Source organism: Gordonia alkanivorans NBRC 16433, from assembly GCF_000225505.1.
GTDB lineage: Bacteria > Actinomycetota > Actinomycetes > Mycobacteriales > Mycobacteriaceae > Gordonia > Gordonia alkanivorans.
Genome location: NZ_BACI01000097.1, coordinates 321,621 through 338,864, shown reverse-complemented (window position 1 = coordinate 338,864; position 17,244 = coordinate 321,621). Strand labels below are relative to the sequence as shown.

At 67.5% G+C, this 17,244-nt stretch carries 17 protein-coding genes; 11 read left to right on the top strand and 6 right to left on the bottom strand.

Translation table 11 applies throughout. From position 1 onward, the window contains the following. Positions 1-49: 49 nt before the first annotated feature. The gene (locus GOALK_RS18275) at positions 50-1,516 is read right to left on the bottom strand and encodes an aldehyde dehydrogenase (protein WP_006360314.1); all 1,467 of its coding nucleotides are present in this window, start codon (positions 1,514-1,516) and stop codon (positions 50-52) included. A 64-nt stretch (positions 1,517-1,580) separates the two neighbouring features. On the opposite strand from GOALK_RS18275, the gene GOALK_RS18270 reads away from it, so the two are divergent. Genes GOALK_RS18270 through GOALK_RS18235 form a run of 8 tightly spaced genes read left to right on the top strand, consistent with a single transcriptional unit; the run spans position 1,581 to position 8,525 of the window. Continuing rightward, positions 1,581-2,162, top strand: coding sequence for a TetR/AcrR family transcriptional regulator (locus GOALK_RS18270; protein WP_006360313.1), 582 nt, complete (start codon positions 1,581-1,583; stop codon positions 2,160-2,162). Next, entirely contained in the window at positions 2,162-3,406 is a 1,245-nt protein-coding gene (locus GOALK_RS18265) for a cytochrome P450 (RefSeq protein WP_006360312.1), read from the top strand. The genes GOALK_RS18270 and GOALK_RS18265 overlap by 1 nt, the downstream gene beginning before the upstream one ends. Continuing rightward, on the top strand, positions 3,406-4,242 hold the full coding sequence (locus tag GOALK_RS18260; RefSeq protein WP_006360311.1) for an SDR family oxidoreductase: 837 nt from the start codon (positions 3,406-3,408) through the stop codon (positions 4,240-4,242). Before GOALK_RS18265 ends, GOALK_RS18260 begins: the two co-directional genes overlap by 1 nt. Next, a complete protein-coding gene (locus GOALK_RS18255) occupies positions 4,239-5,606 on the top strand; it encodes a cytochrome P450 (RefSeq protein WP_006360310.1) in 1,368 nt (455 codons plus the stop codon). The genes GOALK_RS18260 and GOALK_RS18255 overlap by 4 nt, the downstream gene beginning before the upstream one ends. Next, positions 5,606-5,803 carry a ferredoxin gene (locus tag GOALK_RS18250; RefSeq protein ID WP_006360309.1) on the top strand — a complete coding sequence of 66 codons (198 nt, stop codon included), beginning with the start codon at positions 5,606-5,608 and terminating at the stop codon, positions 5,801-5,803. Before GOALK_RS18255 ends, GOALK_RS18250 begins: the two co-directional genes overlap by 1 nt. An 11-nt stretch (positions 5,804-5,814) precedes the next feature. Next, positions 5,815-6,360 (top strand): Cif family virulence factor, encoded by a 546-nt coding sequence (locus GOALK_RS18245; RefSeq protein WP_035753617.1) that lies wholly within the window; start codon positions 5,815-5,817, stop codon positions 6,358-6,360. A gap of 6 nt (positions 6,361-6,366) precedes the next feature. After that, positions 6,367-7,635 carry a hypothetical protein gene (locus GOALK_RS18240; RefSeq protein ID WP_006360307.1) on the top strand — a complete coding sequence of 423 codons (1,269 nt, stop codon included), beginning with the start codon at positions 6,367-6,369 and terminating at the stop codon, positions 7,633-7,635. Further along, positions 7,632-8,525, top strand: coding sequence for an SDR family NAD(P)-dependent oxidoreductase (locus GOALK_RS18235; protein WP_035753491.1), 894 nt, complete (start codon positions 7,632-7,634; stop codon positions 8,523-8,525). Before GOALK_RS18240 ends, GOALK_RS18235 begins: the two co-directional genes overlap by 4 nt. A 13-nt stretch (positions 8,526-8,538) precedes the next feature. Here the strand turns inward: GOALK_RS18235 and GOALK_RS18230 are convergent, their stop codons facing one another. The 5 genes from GOALK_RS18230 to GOALK_RS18210 form a co-directional block, all read right to left on the bottom strand. Beyond that, positions 8,539-9,531, bottom strand: coding sequence for an NAD-dependent epimerase/dehydratase family protein (locus GOALK_RS18230; protein WP_006360305.1), 993 nt, complete (start codon positions 9,529-9,531; stop codon positions 8,539-8,541). Continuing rightward, entirely contained in the window at positions 9,528-10,583 is a 1,056-nt protein-coding gene (locus tag GOALK_RS18225; RefSeq protein WP_006360304.1) for a phosphotransferase family protein, read from the bottom strand. Before GOALK_RS18225 ends, GOALK_RS18230 begins: the two co-directional genes overlap by 4 nt. Beyond that, entirely contained in the window at positions 10,580-11,662 is a 1,083-nt protein-coding gene (locus GOALK_RS18220) for a TIGR03857 family LLM class F420-dependent oxidoreductase (protein WP_006360303.1), read from the bottom strand. The genes GOALK_RS18225 and GOALK_RS18220 overlap by 4 nt, the downstream gene beginning before the upstream one ends. Before the next feature lie 4 nt (positions 11,663-11,666). Next, entirely contained in the window at positions 11,667-13,256 is a 1,590-nt protein-coding gene (gene fadD1, locus GOALK_RS18215) for a fatty-acid--CoA ligase FadD1 (protein ID WP_006360302.1), read from the bottom strand. 228 nt (positions 13,257-13,484) lie between these two features. After that, positions 13,485-13,946: a hypothetical protein gene (locus tag GOALK_RS18210; RefSeq protein ID WP_006360301.1), complete on the bottom strand. Its 462-nt coding sequence runs from the start codon at positions 13,944-13,946 to the stop codon at positions 13,485-13,487. Positions 13,947-14,049: 103 nt separating this feature from the next. On the opposite strand from GOALK_RS18210, the gene GOALK_RS18205 reads away from it, so the two are divergent. The 3 genes from GOALK_RS18205 (at position 14,050) to GOALK_RS18195 (ending at position 17,210) form a co-directional block, all read left to right on the top strand. Beyond that, positions 14,050-14,991, top strand: coding sequence for a PaaI family thioesterase (locus GOALK_RS18205; protein ID WP_006360300.1), 942 nt, complete (start codon positions 14,050-14,052; stop codon positions 14,989-14,991). Positions 14,992-15,182: 191 nt separating this feature from the next. Next, entirely contained in the window at positions 15,183-15,986 is an 804-nt protein-coding gene (locus GOALK_RS18200) for a TIGR03084 family metal-binding protein (RefSeq protein WP_006360299.1), read from the top strand. Between the two features lie 60 nt (positions 15,987-16,046). After that, positions 16,047-17,210, top strand: a complete 1,164-nt coding sequence (locus tag GOALK_RS18195) for an acyl-CoA dehydrogenase family protein (protein ID WP_006360298.1) — start codon at positions 16,047-16,049, stop codon at positions 17,208-17,210. The last annotated feature ends 34 nt before the right edge of the window (positions 17,211-17,244 follow it).

The window sequence follows — 17,244 nt, the reverse complement described above, 5'->3', positions numbered from 1 at the left end:
TGCGAGTGTTTCTCGCTCCCTGAGGTGCGAGCTTGCGAGCCACGAAGGGTCAGGCGGGCCGCGCGACGGCCTTGGTCTCCAGGTATTCCTCGAATCCGGCGACGCCCATCTCGCGACCGATGCCGGACTGTTTGTAGCCGCCGAACGGGACGTCGGCGGAATACCAGATGCCGCCGTTGACGCCCATGGTGCCGGTGCGAACACCGTTGACCACCTTGTTGATCCGATTCTCGTCGGTGCCGTAGACCATGCCCGACAGTCCGTAGGGGGAGTCGTTGGCGATGCGGATCGCGTCGTCGTCGCCGTCGTGGGCGATGATCACCAGGACCGGACCGAAGATCTCCTCCTGCGCGACGCGTGCCGAGTTGTCGAGTCCGGAGATCAGCGTCGGTTCGACGAAGAAGCCCCTGGATTTGTCGGCCGGACGGCCGCCGCCGATCTCGATCGTGCCGCCCTCCTGTTTGGCGATCTCGATGTAGGACTCGACACGCCGGCGCTGGCGCTCGGAGATCAGCGGCCCGCAGATGGTGCCCGAACTCGTCGGGTCACCGGCCGGCAGACCGGCCAATGCGTCGCGGGTGGCGGTGATCGCCTCGTCGAGCTTGGTGCGGGGAACCAGCAGTCGGGTGGTGATCGCACAACCCTGACCGGCGTGGGTGACGACGTTGAAAGCGGCCATCGCGCAGGCCGAACCGATGTCGGCATCGTCGAGCACGATGAACGCGGACTTGCCGCCCAGCTCGAGGAAGACCTTCTTCAGCGACTCCGACGCCGCGGCCATCACCTTCTTGCCGGTCGCGGTGGAGCCGGTGAAAGAGACGAGGTCGACGCGGGGATCGGTGGACAGCTGCTCGCCGAGCCGGTGGTCGGTGGAGGTGACGATGTTCAGGACGCCGGGCGGGAAGTCGGTCTCCTCGGCGACGACCTTGCCGACCAGTGCTGCGCACCACGGGGTGTCGGGTGCGGGTTTGAGGACGACGGTGCACCCGGCGGCGAGGGCCGGCCCGATCTTGGCGAAGTTGATCTGGTGCGGGAAGTTCCACGGGGTGATCGCCCCGACGACGCCGATCGCTTCCGACCGCAGCTCACGATGGTTCTTGATGCCCATCGGCTTGGCCGTGCCGAGATCGCGTGTCCACTCGTAACTCTCGGCGAGATCGGCGAAGTAGCCGAGATCGGTGACGGGACCCTCGAATTGCGGGCCGTGGGTGAGGAACGACGGGCAACCGACCTCGGCGATCGTCAGCTCCCGGAACTCGTCGGTGTGGGCGAGCAGGGCGTCGCGGAGCTGGCGAAGGCAGCGGGCACGGAAGGCGTGGTCCCGCGACCAGTCGGTGGTGTCGAAGGCGGTGCGCGCGGCGGCGATCGCGGCGTCCATGTCGGCGGCGGTGGCCTCGGCAGCCTGCCCGATGACCTCCTCGGTCGCCGGGTTGACGACGTCGAAGACACCACCGCTGCCGGGGGTGAGTTTGCCGTCGATCAACAGGTCCGACGCGGATTCGGGGCGAAGGGTCATGAGCTGGAACTCCATCTGGACAGGTGTCTGGACTCGCGTTCAAACCTAGTGTAGCGTGGCTCACATGTCCAGCCCCGTGTCCCAGGAATCCACACGTCGCCGCCTGACACAGCAGCAGGCCGAGACGGTCGCGCGACTCACCGACGCGGCGGTCGACGTGTTGAACGCCGAGGGATTCGACGGGCTCACCGTGCGTTCGGTGGCCAAGCTCGCGGGCGTCGCACCCGCCACGGCGTACACGTACTTCTCGTCGAAGAGCCACCTGGTGGCCGAGGTCTTCTGGCGTCGGCTGTCCGCGGGCGTCTCCGAACCCGACCCGGCCGCCACGCCGGCCGAGCGGGTCGCCCAGGTGCTTCGCGAGGTCGCCCTCGTCGTCGCCGGAGAGGGGCAGCTCGGCGGCGCGGTCACCGTTGCGCTGCTGGGAACCGATCCCGACGTCGAGCATCTGCGCGTTCGCATCGGCGCGTTCATCCGTCGGCGTCTGGCGGCCGCGCTCGAGGAAGACCCGGAGAATCCGGGTCCATTGCTCGACACCCTGGAGATGATCTACTCCGGCGGCCTCGTCTACGCCGGCATGGGGCACATGACCTATGAGCAGACATCCGAACGTCTTGTCGCCGCAGCACATCTACTGATGGAGAAGTGATGACCGAAACGACATCGGTGCCGGGGATGGAGCGGGCGCTCCCCTTCGACCCGTATGCCTACGACTTTCACGAGGATCCGTATCCGACCTATGCGCGGCTCCGCCGGGAGTCGCCGGTCTACTACAACGCCGAGATGAACTTCTGGGCCCTGGCCAACCACGCCGACGTCCGCGCGGGATTCCGTGATGTGCAACGGTTCTCGAACAGCTGGGGCGTGTCGATGGACCCCTCGGCGTACGGGCCCGACGCGCACAAGTCGATGTCCTTCCTCGCGATGGACGACCCCAAGCACATGCGGATCCGCAAGCTCGTGTCGAAGGGCTTCACGCCGCGCCGTGTCAACGACCTGACCGGCCGGATCACCGCGCTGACGCACCAGCACTGGAGCAAGTGCCTCGACATGGGCGAGTTCGACTACGTCCACGACTTCGCCGCGCTCCTGCCGATGGATGTGGTCTCCGAGCTGCTGGGCGTTCCCGAGGCCGACCGTACGGATCTGCGTCACCAGTCCGATCTGCTCCTGCATCGCGAGGACGGCGTCCTCGACATCCCCGAGGCCGCGATCTACGCCTACATCGAACTGCACAAGTACTACTCGGAACTCATCGCCGACCGGCGGAAGAATCCCGGCGAGGATCTGGTCTCGGCCCTGATCGAGGCCGAGATCGACGACGACGAGACCGGGGAGAAGATCAAGCTCACCGAGGACGAGATCGTCGGCTTCATGGTGCTGATGGTGGTCGCGGGCAACGAGACGACCACCAAACTGCTTGCCAACGCCCTGTATTGGGGCTGGCGCAATCCCGACGAGCTCGCCAAGGTGTTCGCCGACCCCGAACTCGCGGTCCCGCAGTGGACCGAGGAGACGCTGCGCTACGACAACTCGACGCAGATCGTCGTGCGTCGCGTGGTCGAGGACGCACCGTACGGGGACTACGTGATCCCGGCCGGCGACCGCGTACTCCTCCTCGTCGGCTCGGCGAACCGCGATGAAGAGGTCTTCGGTCCGGACGCCGACAAGTACGACATCGGTCGCGACAACGGGCAGGCGCTGATGAGCTTCGGCCTCGGCGCGCACTTCTGCCTCGGCGCCCATCTCGCTCGCCTGGAGGCCAACATCGGTCTCGGCGAGGTGATCCGGTCGATCCGCTCGGTCGACATCGACATCGACAGGGCGGTCCGTGTGCACTCGGTCAACGTGCGCGGCTTCGCCGAACTCCCCGTGAAAGTGACGGTGCGCTGATGGCTTTTCGTCCTCATCCCGAACGTCGACCGGTTCTGGTCGCAGGAGCGTCGTCGGGAATCGGAGCGGCAACCGCCGAACACCTCGCCGCCGCAGGCCATCCGGTCGCCCTCGCGGCCCGGCGCGTCGAGAAGCTGCAGGAGTTGGCCGACAAGATCATCGCCGCGGGTGGCGAAGCGGTTGCGGTGCCGCTCGACGTGACCGACGAACAGTCGGTCATCGACTGTGTCGCGAAGGCGGAGGCCGCGCTGGGTGAACTCGAGATCGTGGTCGCCGGTGCCGGTGACCTCGCGGTCGGACTCTCCTATGAGACGAGCCCGGAGCACTTCGCCGATCAGGTCAACATCCACCTCACCGGCGCCTACCGCATCTACCGTGCGGTCATCGGCGGCATGATCGACCGTGCGCGAGGTGATTTCGTATTCATCGGCTCCGATGTCGTGCTCCATCCGCGGCCCTGGTCGTCGGCCTATGTGGCCGCGAAGTCGGGTATCGACGGACTGGTCTCGACCATCCAGCTCGAACTCGAGGGCACCGGCGTGCGTGCGGGTGTGGTCCGGCCGGGACAGACCTTGACCGGCATGGGCATGAATCTCGACCCGAAGACCACCGAGGACATGCTCAACGACTGGATCAAGCACGGTCTGGCGCGGCACGGCAACTTCCTCGAACCGCGCCACATCGCGCTCGCCGTCGCGGCCATGGTCACCATGCCGCGCGGCGCCCACATGCGCGCGGTCGAGGTGGAGGCCGAAGGGGCCGTCTCCCGCGACCGGAGTTCCGGCAAGACACAGCAAGACACACAGTCGACGAAGGACAAGGGGACCGATCGATGACCGCGATCACCGAATCAGGCCTGAAGAAGCCGCCTCGCGTTTCCGGGGGCGAGGGCGAACACGGACATCTCGACGAGCTCGCCACCGACCCGATCTCGCTGTTCTGGCGCGTCCGGGAGGAATGCGGCGACGTCGGCCTGTTCCAACTCGCCGACCGCGAGGTGGTGTTGGTGTCCGGGGCCGCGGCGAACGAGGAGTTCTTCCGCGCCCCCGAGGAGGACCTCGACCAGGCGGCCGCCTACCCGTTCATGACGCCGGTGTTCGGCGAGGGGGTCGTCTTCGACGCGAGTCCCGAGGAACGCTCCAAGGCGATCCACAACTCGGCCCTCAAGGGCGCCCACATGAAGCAGCACGCGGTGACGATCCCCAACGAGGTGGAGCGCATCATCGCCGAGTGGGGCGACGAGGGTGAGATCGACCTGCTCGACTTCTTCTCCGAACTGACGCTGTACACCTCGTCGGCGTGCCTTATCGGACGCAAGTTCCGCGAGCGTCTCAGCGCCCACATCGCCCACCTCTTCCACGACCTGGAGAAGGGCACCGACCCGATCGCCTACGTCGACTACAACGCCGACATCGAGAGCTTCCGCAAGCGCGACGAGGCACGCGCCGAGCTCGTCGAGTTCATCCAGGGCGTGATGGACGAGCGCATCGCGAACCCGACTCAGGACAAAGAAGATCGCGACCTGATGGACGTGCTCGTCCAGGTCGGCTTCGACGCGAACACGGTCACCGGCATGTTCATCTCGATGATGTTCGCCGGCCATCACACCACATCGGGCACCGCGGCCTGGACGCTGATCGAGTTGCTGCGCAACCCGGATTACATGAAGCGCGTCTACGACGAACTCGACGAGATCTACGGCGACACCCCCGACGGCGAACGTCCCGAGTACACCTTTGCCCACACCCGGCAGATGCCGCAGCTCGAGAACGCGCTGAAGGAGGCGCTGCGACTGCACCCGCCGCTGATCATCCTGATGCGCGTGGTGCAGAGAAACTTCCATGTCGAGGACTACGAGATCGCCGCCGGTCAGTCGATCGCGGTGTCGCCCGCGGTCTCCAACCGTCTGCCCGAGGACTTCCCGGATGCCGACGCCTTCGACCCCGACCGGTACGAGAAGCCGCGGCAGGAGGATCTGGTCAACCGCTGGACCTGGATTCCGTTCGGCGCCGGCCGACACCGTTGTGTCGGTGCGCAGTTCGCGATCATGCAGCTGAAGGCGATCTTCTCGGTGCTGTTCCAGAACTACGAGTTCGAGATGTTGCAGCCGTCCGAGAGTTACCAGAACGACCACTCGAAGATGGTGGTTCAGCTGCAGCAGCCCTGCCGCGTTGCCTACCGCAAGCGTCAGGATCGCTGATGCGCGTCGAGGTCGATCTGGATCTGTGCCAGGGGCACGGCATGTGCGAGCTCGAGGCCCCCGAGGTCTTCGCCGCCCATATGGACCATGTGGAGATCCTCGACGCCAACCCCGACGAATCCCGGCGAGCCGAGGTCGAGGCCGCCGTGCAGTACTGCCCGACGCAAGCGTTGCGTCTCATCGAAGATGACGAGTGAAGGTGGAACACATGTCTTTTGACCGTGCGGAACTGGAAGAGATGAAGGAACGGTGGCTGGCCGCCAACATCGAGGCGGAGAAGGCGGGGGACTGGAAGCCGCTCGCCGAGTTCTACACCGAGGACGCCACCTACGGCTGGAACTACGGCCCCAAGAAGGACTTCATGGCCGTGGGCCGCGAAGAGATCCGCGAGCTCGCGCTCGGTCAGGAGATGGAGGGCCTCGAGGGCTGGGAGTATCCGTATCAGGCATGGGTCATCGACGAGAAGACCGGCGACATGATCGGCCTCTGGAAGCAGGTCTACGAGGGCACCCGTGAGGACGGCAGCCATTACGCGCTCGAGGGCATCCAGGGCAGCTGGTTCAAGTACGGCGGCAACTTCCAGTTCTCCTGGCAGCGTGACTTCTTCGACTACGGCAACGTCTCCGCCCTGTTCATCGAGATGATGAAGAACAACGCGATGAGCGACGGAATGCTCAAGCGGGTGGAGAAGGCGGCGCCGGGCAACCTGCCGGGGTGGTACGACTTCGGTAAGGCGCCGGTCGCGTTCTGGTGACCTGACATGACTTCCACAGCCCCGACCTATCAAGGTCTGAGTCAGGCGCAGCTCGCCGTCCTGGTCCCCGAACTCCTGCTGTCCGGTCAGATGATCGACCGCAGCGGTATGGCCCACCTCATCAGCGCTTTCGGTCGAGATGTGATGGGCAGGATCGCCATCGAGGAATGGATGGCCGCGAGCCCGGTGTACACGCATCGCGTTCGGACGGCACTCGGAGTCGACGGTGACGGCGTTGAGGACATGTTCAAATGTCTCCAGCTCGACATCGGTGCACCGCCGCAGTTCATGGACTTCCGGTACCGCGTCGACGACAAGTACCACGGATCATTCATCCTCGATCATTGCGGCGCCCTGCTCGACGTCGAACCGCTCGGCGACGAGTACGTCACGACGATGTGCCACGACATCGAGGACCCGACCTTCGACGCGACGGCCATCGCGACCAACCGCCGGGCGCGTATCCGACCGGTGCATCGGCCACCTCGACGCCCCGTCGACCGGACTCCGCACTGCGAGTGGACGGTCACCATCGAACCGGACCGCGACGAACTGCCGCTTCCCCCGGATGCCGAGGAGATGTTCGGGACGCGCGCCGGCCAGATCGAGCTGTCCGCGATCGACGCGGCGTCGACCGACGGCTGGGTCGACTACCGAGGGCCACTCGTCGAGGATCTGCAGTTCGCGGAGTGGTCGACGTCGGCACTGGCGCGGATCGCGGAAGAGGTTGCGCTGCAACATCAGCTGCTGTCCCTCGGCTTCCTGATCAGCCTGCGGCGGTATGCGGAGAGCGAAGATCAGGTCGTCGAGATCTTCCGTAAGCAGCTGATCGGGATCGCCGGTCTCGCGGCGGACCGGATTCGCGCGGCCCTCGAGCTGTCGACAGACGCCGAAGGCCTGGCGCAGGTGCTGGCGCTGCATCCGTGCTTCGGGCCGGCGCAGTACACCGGTCTGACCGCGACCGCCGACGGCGACACCGTCTCCGTCCGGCTGCCCAGGGAATCCGACGCCATGACCGACGGCGGATGGATGTCGCTTCTCACGCCGGATCATCTGGAACCACTGCAGGCCGCCGCGACGGCGGTGAGTCCGTACCTGCGTGTCGAGGGTGCCGTCGAGACCGAGGATGCGCTCGAGATCCGGATCGTCACCTCGGACACGGCGCAGAAGGAGAGCGGCGAGGTGGCGATCGCACGGTTCAGCGGCGGCGCGAGTTTCGAGTTCGTCGATCGAGGCCGCTCGATCCCGATCACGCCGGTCGGCAGCTCGGCGTGAATCCGGACGGCGGCTGGTCTCCCGGGGCTGCCGGACTGGGCGGCCGGGTCGCCGTGATCGCGGGCGCCACCCGCGGGATCGGCCTCGCGGTGGCGTATGCGCTGGCAGGCCAGGGAGTTTCGGTCGTCGTCAACGGACGTGACGGAGATGCGCTCGAGGAGACCGTCGCGGAGATCCGCGGCGGCGGGGGACAGGCCGTCGGCGTCCGCGGCTCGGCCGGTGACGACGCCGTCGCCCAGCAGATGGTCGACGCCGCGCTCGGCGAGTTCGGCGCACTCGACATCGCCATCAACTGCGCGGGCATCGCCGAACCCGCCGGGTCGACGGTCCTGACCATCACCCCCGACGAGTTCCGGGCCCAGGTGGACGGACACCTCATGTCTGCGTTCCACCTCCTCCAGGCCGCGGGACGGGTCTTCGTCGAGCAGGGTTCGGGGTCGATCGTGCTCACCGGCTCGGCTGCGTCGCTCGGGATGTTCGGCGGCAGCGGCTATCCCGCGGCGAAGGGCGGCGTCAACGCGCTGGCCCTCGCCGCCGCCGCGGACCTGGCCGAACACCACGTCCGGGTCAACGTCGTGATGCCCGGCGCCAAGTCGCGGCTGTCGACCGGCGACGACTATGTCGCCCACATCGAGGGCCTGCATCGTCGGGGGATTCTCGATGACCTGACCCGGGAGGCCGCCCTCGATCCGGCGCCGCCGGAATACGTGGCACCGCTGTACGTCTTCCTGGCCAGCGATGTCGCCGAGCACGTCACCGGCAGCATCTTCAGCGCCGCAGGCGGTTTCATCGGACGGTTCGAGACACAGCAGGCGAGCTTCATCGCCTACCGCGATCACAAGGACACCTCGCCGTACAGCCTCGGCGAGCTGGCGGAACTCCTCGGCTGACCTGAATTTTTCGTCAGGACCGGCGGGCGGCCCGTCGCTCCAGCCAGAACCGTGCGCCCTCGGCGATCGCCTCGGTCACCGGTCTCGGCCGCCAGCCCAGGTCGCGCTCGGCCTTGCCGTGGTCCATCTCGGACATGAAGTGCATCAGCCGCACCGACGGGACGGTCAGCTGGACGGGCTTGCGGGTGAGGGCGGCCCGCGCCGAGCCCGCCGCACCGGCCGCGTACAGCGCAGGGCGGTTGAGCACGAGCCGGGGAGGCTCCCGGCCGGCGGTGCGGGCGGCGATCTCCACGATCTCGCCGGTGTCGATGGACCGCTCGGCGACGATGTACCGCTCGCCCACCTCACCCCGCTCGGCCGCCAGGGCGAGTGCGCGTGCAGCGTCGTCGATGCCCACCGACTCGGCCCGGCAGCCGCGAATGGTGAACGGCAGCTTGCCCAAAGCCGCACCGGCGACGAAAGACCCGTGTGGCGTCGGCTGCCAGTCGCCGGGACCGTAGGTGTTGGCGACGCACATCACGACGCCCGGCACGGCCCCGTCGCGGGAGTAGTCCATCAGTAGGTTCTCGGCGGCGACGCGACTCTTCACGTACCCGGGTGCGTGCTTCGGCCAGTTGAACGCATCGTCCTCGGTGGCCAGACGCCCCTGGACCCGCCCGATGGTGGCGGCGGTACTGGTGAAGACGAACCTGCGCAGCGGCTGTGTGGCGGCGACGTCCAGCACCGCCCGCAGGCCGTCGACATTTGTTCGGTACAGCGGTGCCGGATCCCGCAGCCAGGCACGGGTGTCGACGGCGCAGTGGAACACCACGTCGCAACCGTCCATCGCCGCGCGCACCGAGTCGGCGTCGAAGAGGTCGCCGGTGACGTGCTCGAAGTCCAGGCCGGACAGCGTGCGGAGATCGCTGGTCGGACGCGTGAGGACGCGTACGTCGTCCTCGTTCCCGACGAGATGACGGACCAGTCGGGCACCGAGGAAACCGTTGCCGCCGACGACGAGCTTCATCGTCCGGCCAGACCGCCCGGCACGAGATCCTCGATCGCGGCCGCGCTGCGGGACAGCATCGCGTCGAACATGGCGGTGCCGCGTTCGGTGGGTTGCGCGGCGGCCGAACCGAAGACGATGATCAGCGGCGCCTGGATGAGGTTGGCGACGTAGTCGTCCCAGCACTCGTCGAGCGTGTAGTCGGTGACGCCCTCGGTGACCACCGCACGGTGATACGACGCGACGATGCCGCGTTCGTGCTTTCGACGATCCTCGGTGGTCAGGCTGGTGCTGAGTAGAAAGGCGATGTCGCGCAGCGGGTTACCGGTGGTGATGGTCTGCCAGTCGATGACCGTCACCTCGCCGGTCGGGCTGAACAGCACGTTGTCCACACGTAGGTCTCCGTGGATGAGTGCGGTGTTCCGCAGAGGCGCGACCAGCCAGTCGCCGGCCTCGCGGACCAGCCAGTCGATGGCCGCCGAACTCTGCAGGTCGGGCGAGAAGCGGTCGCGGTAGACGTCGGCCATCGGGGCGAGGATCGTCTCCATCATCTCGCGTTCGGCGGCACCGGGCAGCGGCATCTCCTCGAGCAGTGCGGCGTCGTTCCAGCGGGGTGCGTGCAGACCGGCCGCCGCCACGGCGACCGACTCCGCCTGTGCCGGCGTGCATCCGGTGATCTGGTCGCCCTGCACCGCGTCGCCCATGTCCTCGAGCAGGAGCACGAACTCGGTGGCCGGGTCGGAGATGGTGGCGGCGTAACACCGCGGGATCGGGACGGTGAAGCCCGCGGCCAGATCACGGTAGAACCGGACCTCGTTGCGGAACACCCCGGACCCGAACTCCCGCTGCTCGGGAGCGCCGGTGGCCAGCTTGGCGACCATGGTGGCGGGCAGATCCGTCGGACCGTAGTGTTCGAGTGTCAGCCGATACGACCCGGCCATCTGCCCGGTCCCGACAGCCTCGGCGGTGACCGCGGTGATCGACGCGTCGTGGCCGTTCTCGCCGAGGAAATCCGTGAGCCACGTCGCCGTGAGTTGCTCGACGCTCGTGGGTATCTCGAGGGTTTCCGTCACGAGGGCATCCTTCCGGGGTTGGCCGGTAGTCCGACCGCGCGGTCGGGACGAATGTCGCGGTACGCCGAGACCACCGGTGCCAGTTCGGTCGGCGTCGCGCCATGCAGTATCACCGAGTCGACGCCGAGGTCGAACTGTTCGGCGATGGTCTTCGCGCAGTCCGACGGCGAACCGGTCGCGGAGTCGGCGACCCACGCCTCGGGGATGGTCTCGGCCAGTTCGGCGAGTTCGTTGTCAGTCGCGGTGGCATCGATCGGCCCGCGGGCGCCGGTGAAAGCGGTTGTCGCCCGCACTCGTTCGAGATCGGCGGGGTCCCATTGATTGGCACCCATGAGCTGGTCGGGGTAGCCCTGCAGGTAGGTCGCGAGGCGCCCGTACAACCGGCGCATCCGGTCGGCCGGGTCCAGGTCGTCGGACACCGTCGCCACGACCGACCAGATCCGGATCGACGCCGGGTCGCGGCCGGTGCGTTCGGCTGTCTCGCGCACGTGGGCGACGGCCCGTCGGGTGGCGTCCGCGCTGAAATAGGTGTGCAGGACGACGCCGTCGGCGATCTCACCGGCCAGTTCGAGGGTCTTGCGACTCATGGTCACCAGCATGATCGGCGGTGGGGAATCCAGGGTCACGCCGAGATTTAGCAACGGGTACGAGCCGATGGGTCCGTCGTGACCGACGACCATCTCACCCGCCCACAGCCTGCGGAGCAGCCCGGTGATGTCGCGCAGGGCCGCGCCGGTGACGAGCGGGACGCCGAGGATCTGCCACTGCGGGGTTATCCCGCGTCCGAGTCCGAGAGCGAAGCGACCGCCGGACACCTCGGCCAGGGTGGCGCCCATCGTCGCGGTGATGATGGGGTGCCGGGTGTTGTGGTTTGTTGCCGCCGTGGCGATCCCGAGGTTCTCGGTCGCACCGGCGAGAGCACCGCACAGGGCGGCCGCGTCCTTGACGTTGAACCGCTCCGAGACGAAGGCCGTCCCGAGTCCGATCTCGTCGGCGAACCGCGCCTCGCCGGCGAGCTCGCGGGGGGTGACCGGGTGCCGGGAGAGTGCGTAGTAGCCGAGCTCGGTGAGCTGTTCCATGGGCTCAGGCGCTCGCGCTGACGGCCTCGCGGTATTCCTGCGACCGCGCCTCGCGCACCCAGAGGGTGCCGTCGCCGGCGGTCGCACCTTCTTGCTTCAGGGTGCGCTTGAGGATCTTGTTGGTGGCGGTGGTGGGCAGGTCGTCGGCGATCCGGACGTATCGCGGCCAGGCCTTCGGCGACAGGTCCGCCTGTGCGGCAAGCTGTTCGGCGAAGGACTCCGGGCTCAGTTCGACGCCGTCCTGCAGCACGACGGCGGCCATCACGGCGTCACCGACGTGTTCGTCGGGCACCGCGTACACCGCGACGCGGTTGATCTCGGGCACCCGCAGAAGTATTCGCTCGATCGGCCCGGCGGCGAGGTTCTCGCCGTCGACCCGCATCCAGTCGCCGGTCCGGCCGGCCAGGTAGATCCACCCGTCGGCGTCCTTGTAGGCGAGGTCGCCGGACCAGTACATCCCGTGACGCAGACGCTCGTTGGTGGCAGCGGAGTCGTTGTAGTACCCCATGAACATCCCGCCGCCCTCGACGTTCACCAGCTCACCGATCGCCTCGTCGGGATTGAGAAGTGCTCCGGTGCCGTCGAATTCGGCTGCGGGACACTCGGTGATCGTGGAGGAGTCGTAGACCGCGACGTTGGGGAAGCCGCGGCCGATCGAACCGTGCGGGGTGCCCGGTTCGCGGGTGATGATGATCGCGAGCTCGGTGGAGCCGAAACCGTCCCAGACCGTGCAGCCGAAGCGGCGCGAGAACTCGTCGATGTCACGGTCGGTGGCCTCGTTGCCGAAGGCGACGCGCAGGGGATTGTCGGCGTCGTCGGGCTTCTCCTCGGTGGCGAGGATGTAGGCGAGAGGCTTGCCGACGTAGTTCATGTACGTCGCGTTGTAGCGGCGGATGTCGTCGAGGAAGGTCGACGCGGAGAACTTGGCGGGCGCGATCGCGGCCCCGCCGCACAGTGCGACGCAGTAGCCGCCCATCAGTGCGGCGCTGTGGAAGAGCGGCATCGACAGGTAGCAGACGTCGCCGGGGCCGATGTCGTACTTGTCGGAGAGGACGGGACCGGCGAACGGGATCATCATGTGCGCGAACTGAACCGGCTTGGGGTTGCCGCTGGTGCCCGAGGTGAAGATCAGCATGAACGTGTCCATCGCGCCCGGCACGGAGTGCGGGGTGAGGTCACCCGCCCCGGCGATGAGGTCGGTCCACTGCGGGGTCGAGGTGTCCAGGACCGTCACGCCGGGGAGTTCTAGGCCCTCGAGCAGGGGGCGGTGCTCGGCGTCGGTGATGAGGATCTGGCAGTCGGCGCGCAGGATGTCGGCGGTCAGGCCGTCGCCGCGTCGGGTGTTGTTGATGCCGGCGGTGACGTAGCCGCCGAGGGCTCCGGCCGCGAGGGCGATGAGCATGTCCGGGGTGTTCCCCAGCAGGGTGCCGATGTGCATCGGTCGAGAGGCGTCGGCCACGGACAGTATTGCGGCAGCGGTCTTCTCCGCATCGCGGACGTACTCGCGCCACGTCCAGCGGCGTCCCTCGTAGGTGATCGCCAGGTTGTCGTCGTCGGCTCGTGCCTGGAGGAGCTGGGTCACTGTCTCGGCCATGCGGCCAAATCTAGAACGTGTTCACCAGGTGCGTGTACAGATCTGAAATATTGTCTACTGCGCCGCGTCGGAGACGCCTGGGTGTGGCCGTCGGAGACGCCTGGGCATGACAGTCCGAGACGCCTGGGCATGACAGGCGGAGACGTTGCACCACGGCCGGGGTTCCCGGAAACAACTCGGTCGGGGACGCCGAAGCGTCCCCGACCGAACGGGTGTTGCTGTCTGCCGCTAGCGCTTGAACGAGCCGCTACCGGGCACGACGGTGAACGTGCGGTCGTTCTTGCCGATGATCGTCGTGGTGAACTCGATCGAGCCGGCACCGGTCGCGAGGGCCACGCCGTCCGACGGGCGTGCGTCGCTGCAGGCATCGAAGACGTCGCTGCCGGACTGGCCGGTGGACTTGTTGGTCCAGCTGATGCCGACGCGTGCGTCCTTGAGGTTGGTTGCGCAGGCCTCGGTCGGCGTCGTGTTCAGTGCGACCTGGGTAACACCCGGTTCGGTCGCGGATGCGAGGATCGAGGCGAGGAAGCCTCCGCTGACGCCGTTCGAGCCGACGGTGATGCCCGTGTTCGGGACCTGTTCAACGCTCAGCGCCTGCTCACCCGGGGCGGCCTGCGCGGTCGCAGCGCCCAGCGTCATCGCACCGAATGCCGCAACGGCTCCGAGTCCAGCAATGGTCTTGCGTCCCATGTGTATCTCCCGTCACTTTGGACACTTCGAATCTACAGCGTACGGGAGTGATGTTGGACTCCTCAAGGTGAGGTCGGCGGCATTCTGCTGATACAGAAGACGTATGAGCGATCCGCATCACGCCGAGTCATCGAACCCGGGGCCACACGACCCGCTGTCCGCCTTCCATCTCGGCGACCTCGCCGTCGAGGGCAAGGGCGTGCGCGCCGCTCAGTTGCTCTGCTCGCAGTTCGCCGACCATCGCGGCCTGATCGAGCTGCCCGCGCTCGCCGTTCTGTTCGATCACTGCGGAGGCATCCCGTTCCATCGCACCCACGACGACCCGGCGGCCGCCACGCTGCAGGCGCGGTTGTCGTTGTCGACGCACGGTCGCGCGAACATCGGTGACCTGCTCGCGGCGCGTGCCGAGGTGGTGATGCACGACGACGGCTGGGGCTCGACATACGTCGAGATCCGCTCCGGGGCAGGGCAACTGTGTTGTGTGGGCACCGCCCGCAATGTTCGCGTCGGGCGCGCCCTGACGGGTCAGACTCCGTCCGCCGAGATCGGGATGGCGATGCCCAGCTGCGACGACGACCACGGCGTGACGCTCCCGGCCGCCATCCCCGCGGATCTGACCGGGCGGGCGGTGGTCGAGGAGATCGCCACCAAGCAGCGGGACCCCGGACCGCTGGTCGAGATGCTCAACGGCACGGTCGAGGTGCTCGACGGGGCCATCGAGTGCGACGCCGGTATTCGGTTCCGCAGCGCCACCGACCCCTGGATGGGCAACATGTTCGGCACCATGCACGGCGGCGTCATCGCGACGATCGTCGGCCAGGCGGGGTCCTTCGCCGGGCACCTGCACGCCGGGGCAGGGCAGGAGTACTCGATCGGTGACATGGCGATCGGCTTCTACCGATCGCCGGCGGTCGACGGCAGCGAGGTCACCGTCGCGGTGACGCCGATCAAGACCGGGCGTCGGATCTCCTCCTTCGAGGCGACCATGACCTCATACGACGATGTCCTGCTGAGCCGCGCCACGCTGGACGTTCACTACCACTGACGGCGGTTGCTCCGCTCCGATAACCAACCCTGATGACCGCCCCTGGGATCTGCCCCCGGTAGCGGAGTCGCCGACATATCGTCGGCGGACTCGCTTTTGAGGGTTGATCGCAGGGGCGGTTCACTGTGCGTCGCCAAAGAAACAATCAAGCGCGCTTGATTCTTCTACGGTCCTGTGTGACGCTATGGCGCATGACCGATCGAGCAGCGGCCGTGTACGGCGTCGTGGCAGACCTCGAAGCCGAGTCCGACCAGCTCGATGCGCTGGTCGCCGACCTCGACGACGCGGGATGGGCCACGCCGACGCCGGCCCCGGGGTGGACCATCGCCCACCAGATCGCGCACCTTGCGTGGACCGACGAGGTCGCCGCCATCGCGGCGACCGATCCCGAGCGCTTCACCGAGCTGGTGACCGAGGCTCTGCAGAACAGCCCCGAGACCTACGTCGACGATGCCGCCGAGGCCGGGGCGGGTGCCCCGGTCGAGGAGATCCTCGCGGGCTGGCGACTCGCGCGAGCAAAGCTGGCGGACGCGCTCCGGGAAGTGCCCCAGGGTGTGAAGATCCCGTGGTTCGGCCCGCCGATGTCGGCGGCGTCCATGGCGACCGCGCGGCTGATGGAGACGTGGGCGCACGGTCTCGACGTCGCCGACGCCCTCGGGGTGACGGTGCTGCCCAGCGACCGCATCCGCCACGTCGCACACATCGGTGTGCGCACACGCGATTTCGCCTACATCGTCAACAACAAGGTCCCGCCGGCCGAACCGTTCCACTACGCCCTGACCTCGCCGTCGGGTGAGCTGTGGACCTGGGGTCCCGAGGACGCGTCGAACATCGTGCGCGGCTCGGCACTGGACTTCTGCCAGCTCGTCACGCAGCGACGTGCCGTCGCCGACCTCGACCTGGAGTTCGTCGGCGAGGATGCGCTCGAATGGTCCGGTATCGCACAGTGTTTCGCCGGGCCTCCGGGCGCCGGCCGCGAGCCGCGCGGCGCCTGAACGCCGCGTCGAACCCTCCACTCGTTCCACACCACGGTCACATCACCTAAGGAGCCTCGGGTGCCCATCACCAGCCCCAACGTCTGGGACACGCCGGAACGTCTCGAACTGCGTTCGATGGTCCGCAAGTTCGTCGAGAAGCACATCGTGCCCTTCCAGGACGACTGGGAGCGCGACGGCGAGATCCCGCGTTCGCTTCACCTCGAGGCCGCCAGGCTCGGCCTGTTCGGCCTCGGGGTGCCCGAGGAGGTCGGCGGCTCCGGCGGCGACGTCATCGACACGACGATCCTCGCCGAGGAACTGCACTACGCCGGTGCGGCCGGCGGTATCTTCGCGGGCCTGTTCACCCACGGCATCGCCCTGCCGCACCTGATCGCCGCCGGCGATCCGGAGCAGATCGACCGCTGGGTCCGCTCGACTCTCGCCGGTGAGAAGATCGGCTCGCTCGCGATCACCGAACCCGGCGGTGGCAGCGATGTCGGCCACCTGACCACCAAGGCCGAGCGCGACGGCGACTTCTTTGTCGTCAACGGCTCGAAGACCTACATCACCTCGGCCGTCCGGGCCGACTTCGTCGTGGCGGCCGTCCGCACCGGCGGACCGGGCGCCGGCGGCGTGTCCCTCCTCGTCATCGACAAGGACACCCCCGGATTCACCGTCACCCGCAAACTCGACAAGATGGGCTGGCGCTGCTCGGACACCGCGGAGCTGTCCTTCGTCGACGCACGCGTCCCGGTGAAGAACCTCGTCGGACCGGAGAACTCCGGATTCGCCCAGATCGCCATGGCTTTCGTCACCGAGCGGTCGGGTCTGGCCGTCCAGGCCTACGCCAGCGCCCAGCGGTGTCTCGACCTCACCGTGCAGTGGGCCCGTGATCGCGAGACCTTCGGCAAGCCGATCATCGCGCGTCAGTCGGTCCAGGACACCCTGACCGAGATGGCGCGTCGTATCGACATCGCCCGCGTCTACACCCGCGCCGTGGTGGAGCGGAAGGTGACCTCGCACGACGACCTCATCGCCGAGGTGTGCTTCGCCAAGAACACCGCGGTCGAGGCCGGAGAATGGGTGGCCAACAAGGCCGTTCAGCTGCACGGTGGACTCGGTTACATGACCGGCACCGAGGTCGAACGCCAGTACCGCGACATGCGCATCATCGGCATCGGCGGCGGCACCACCGAGATTCTCAACGGTCTGGCAGCCAAGCGACTCGGCTTCCACGCCTGAGTCGACGCCCCCATCCGAACCCGAACCCACACAG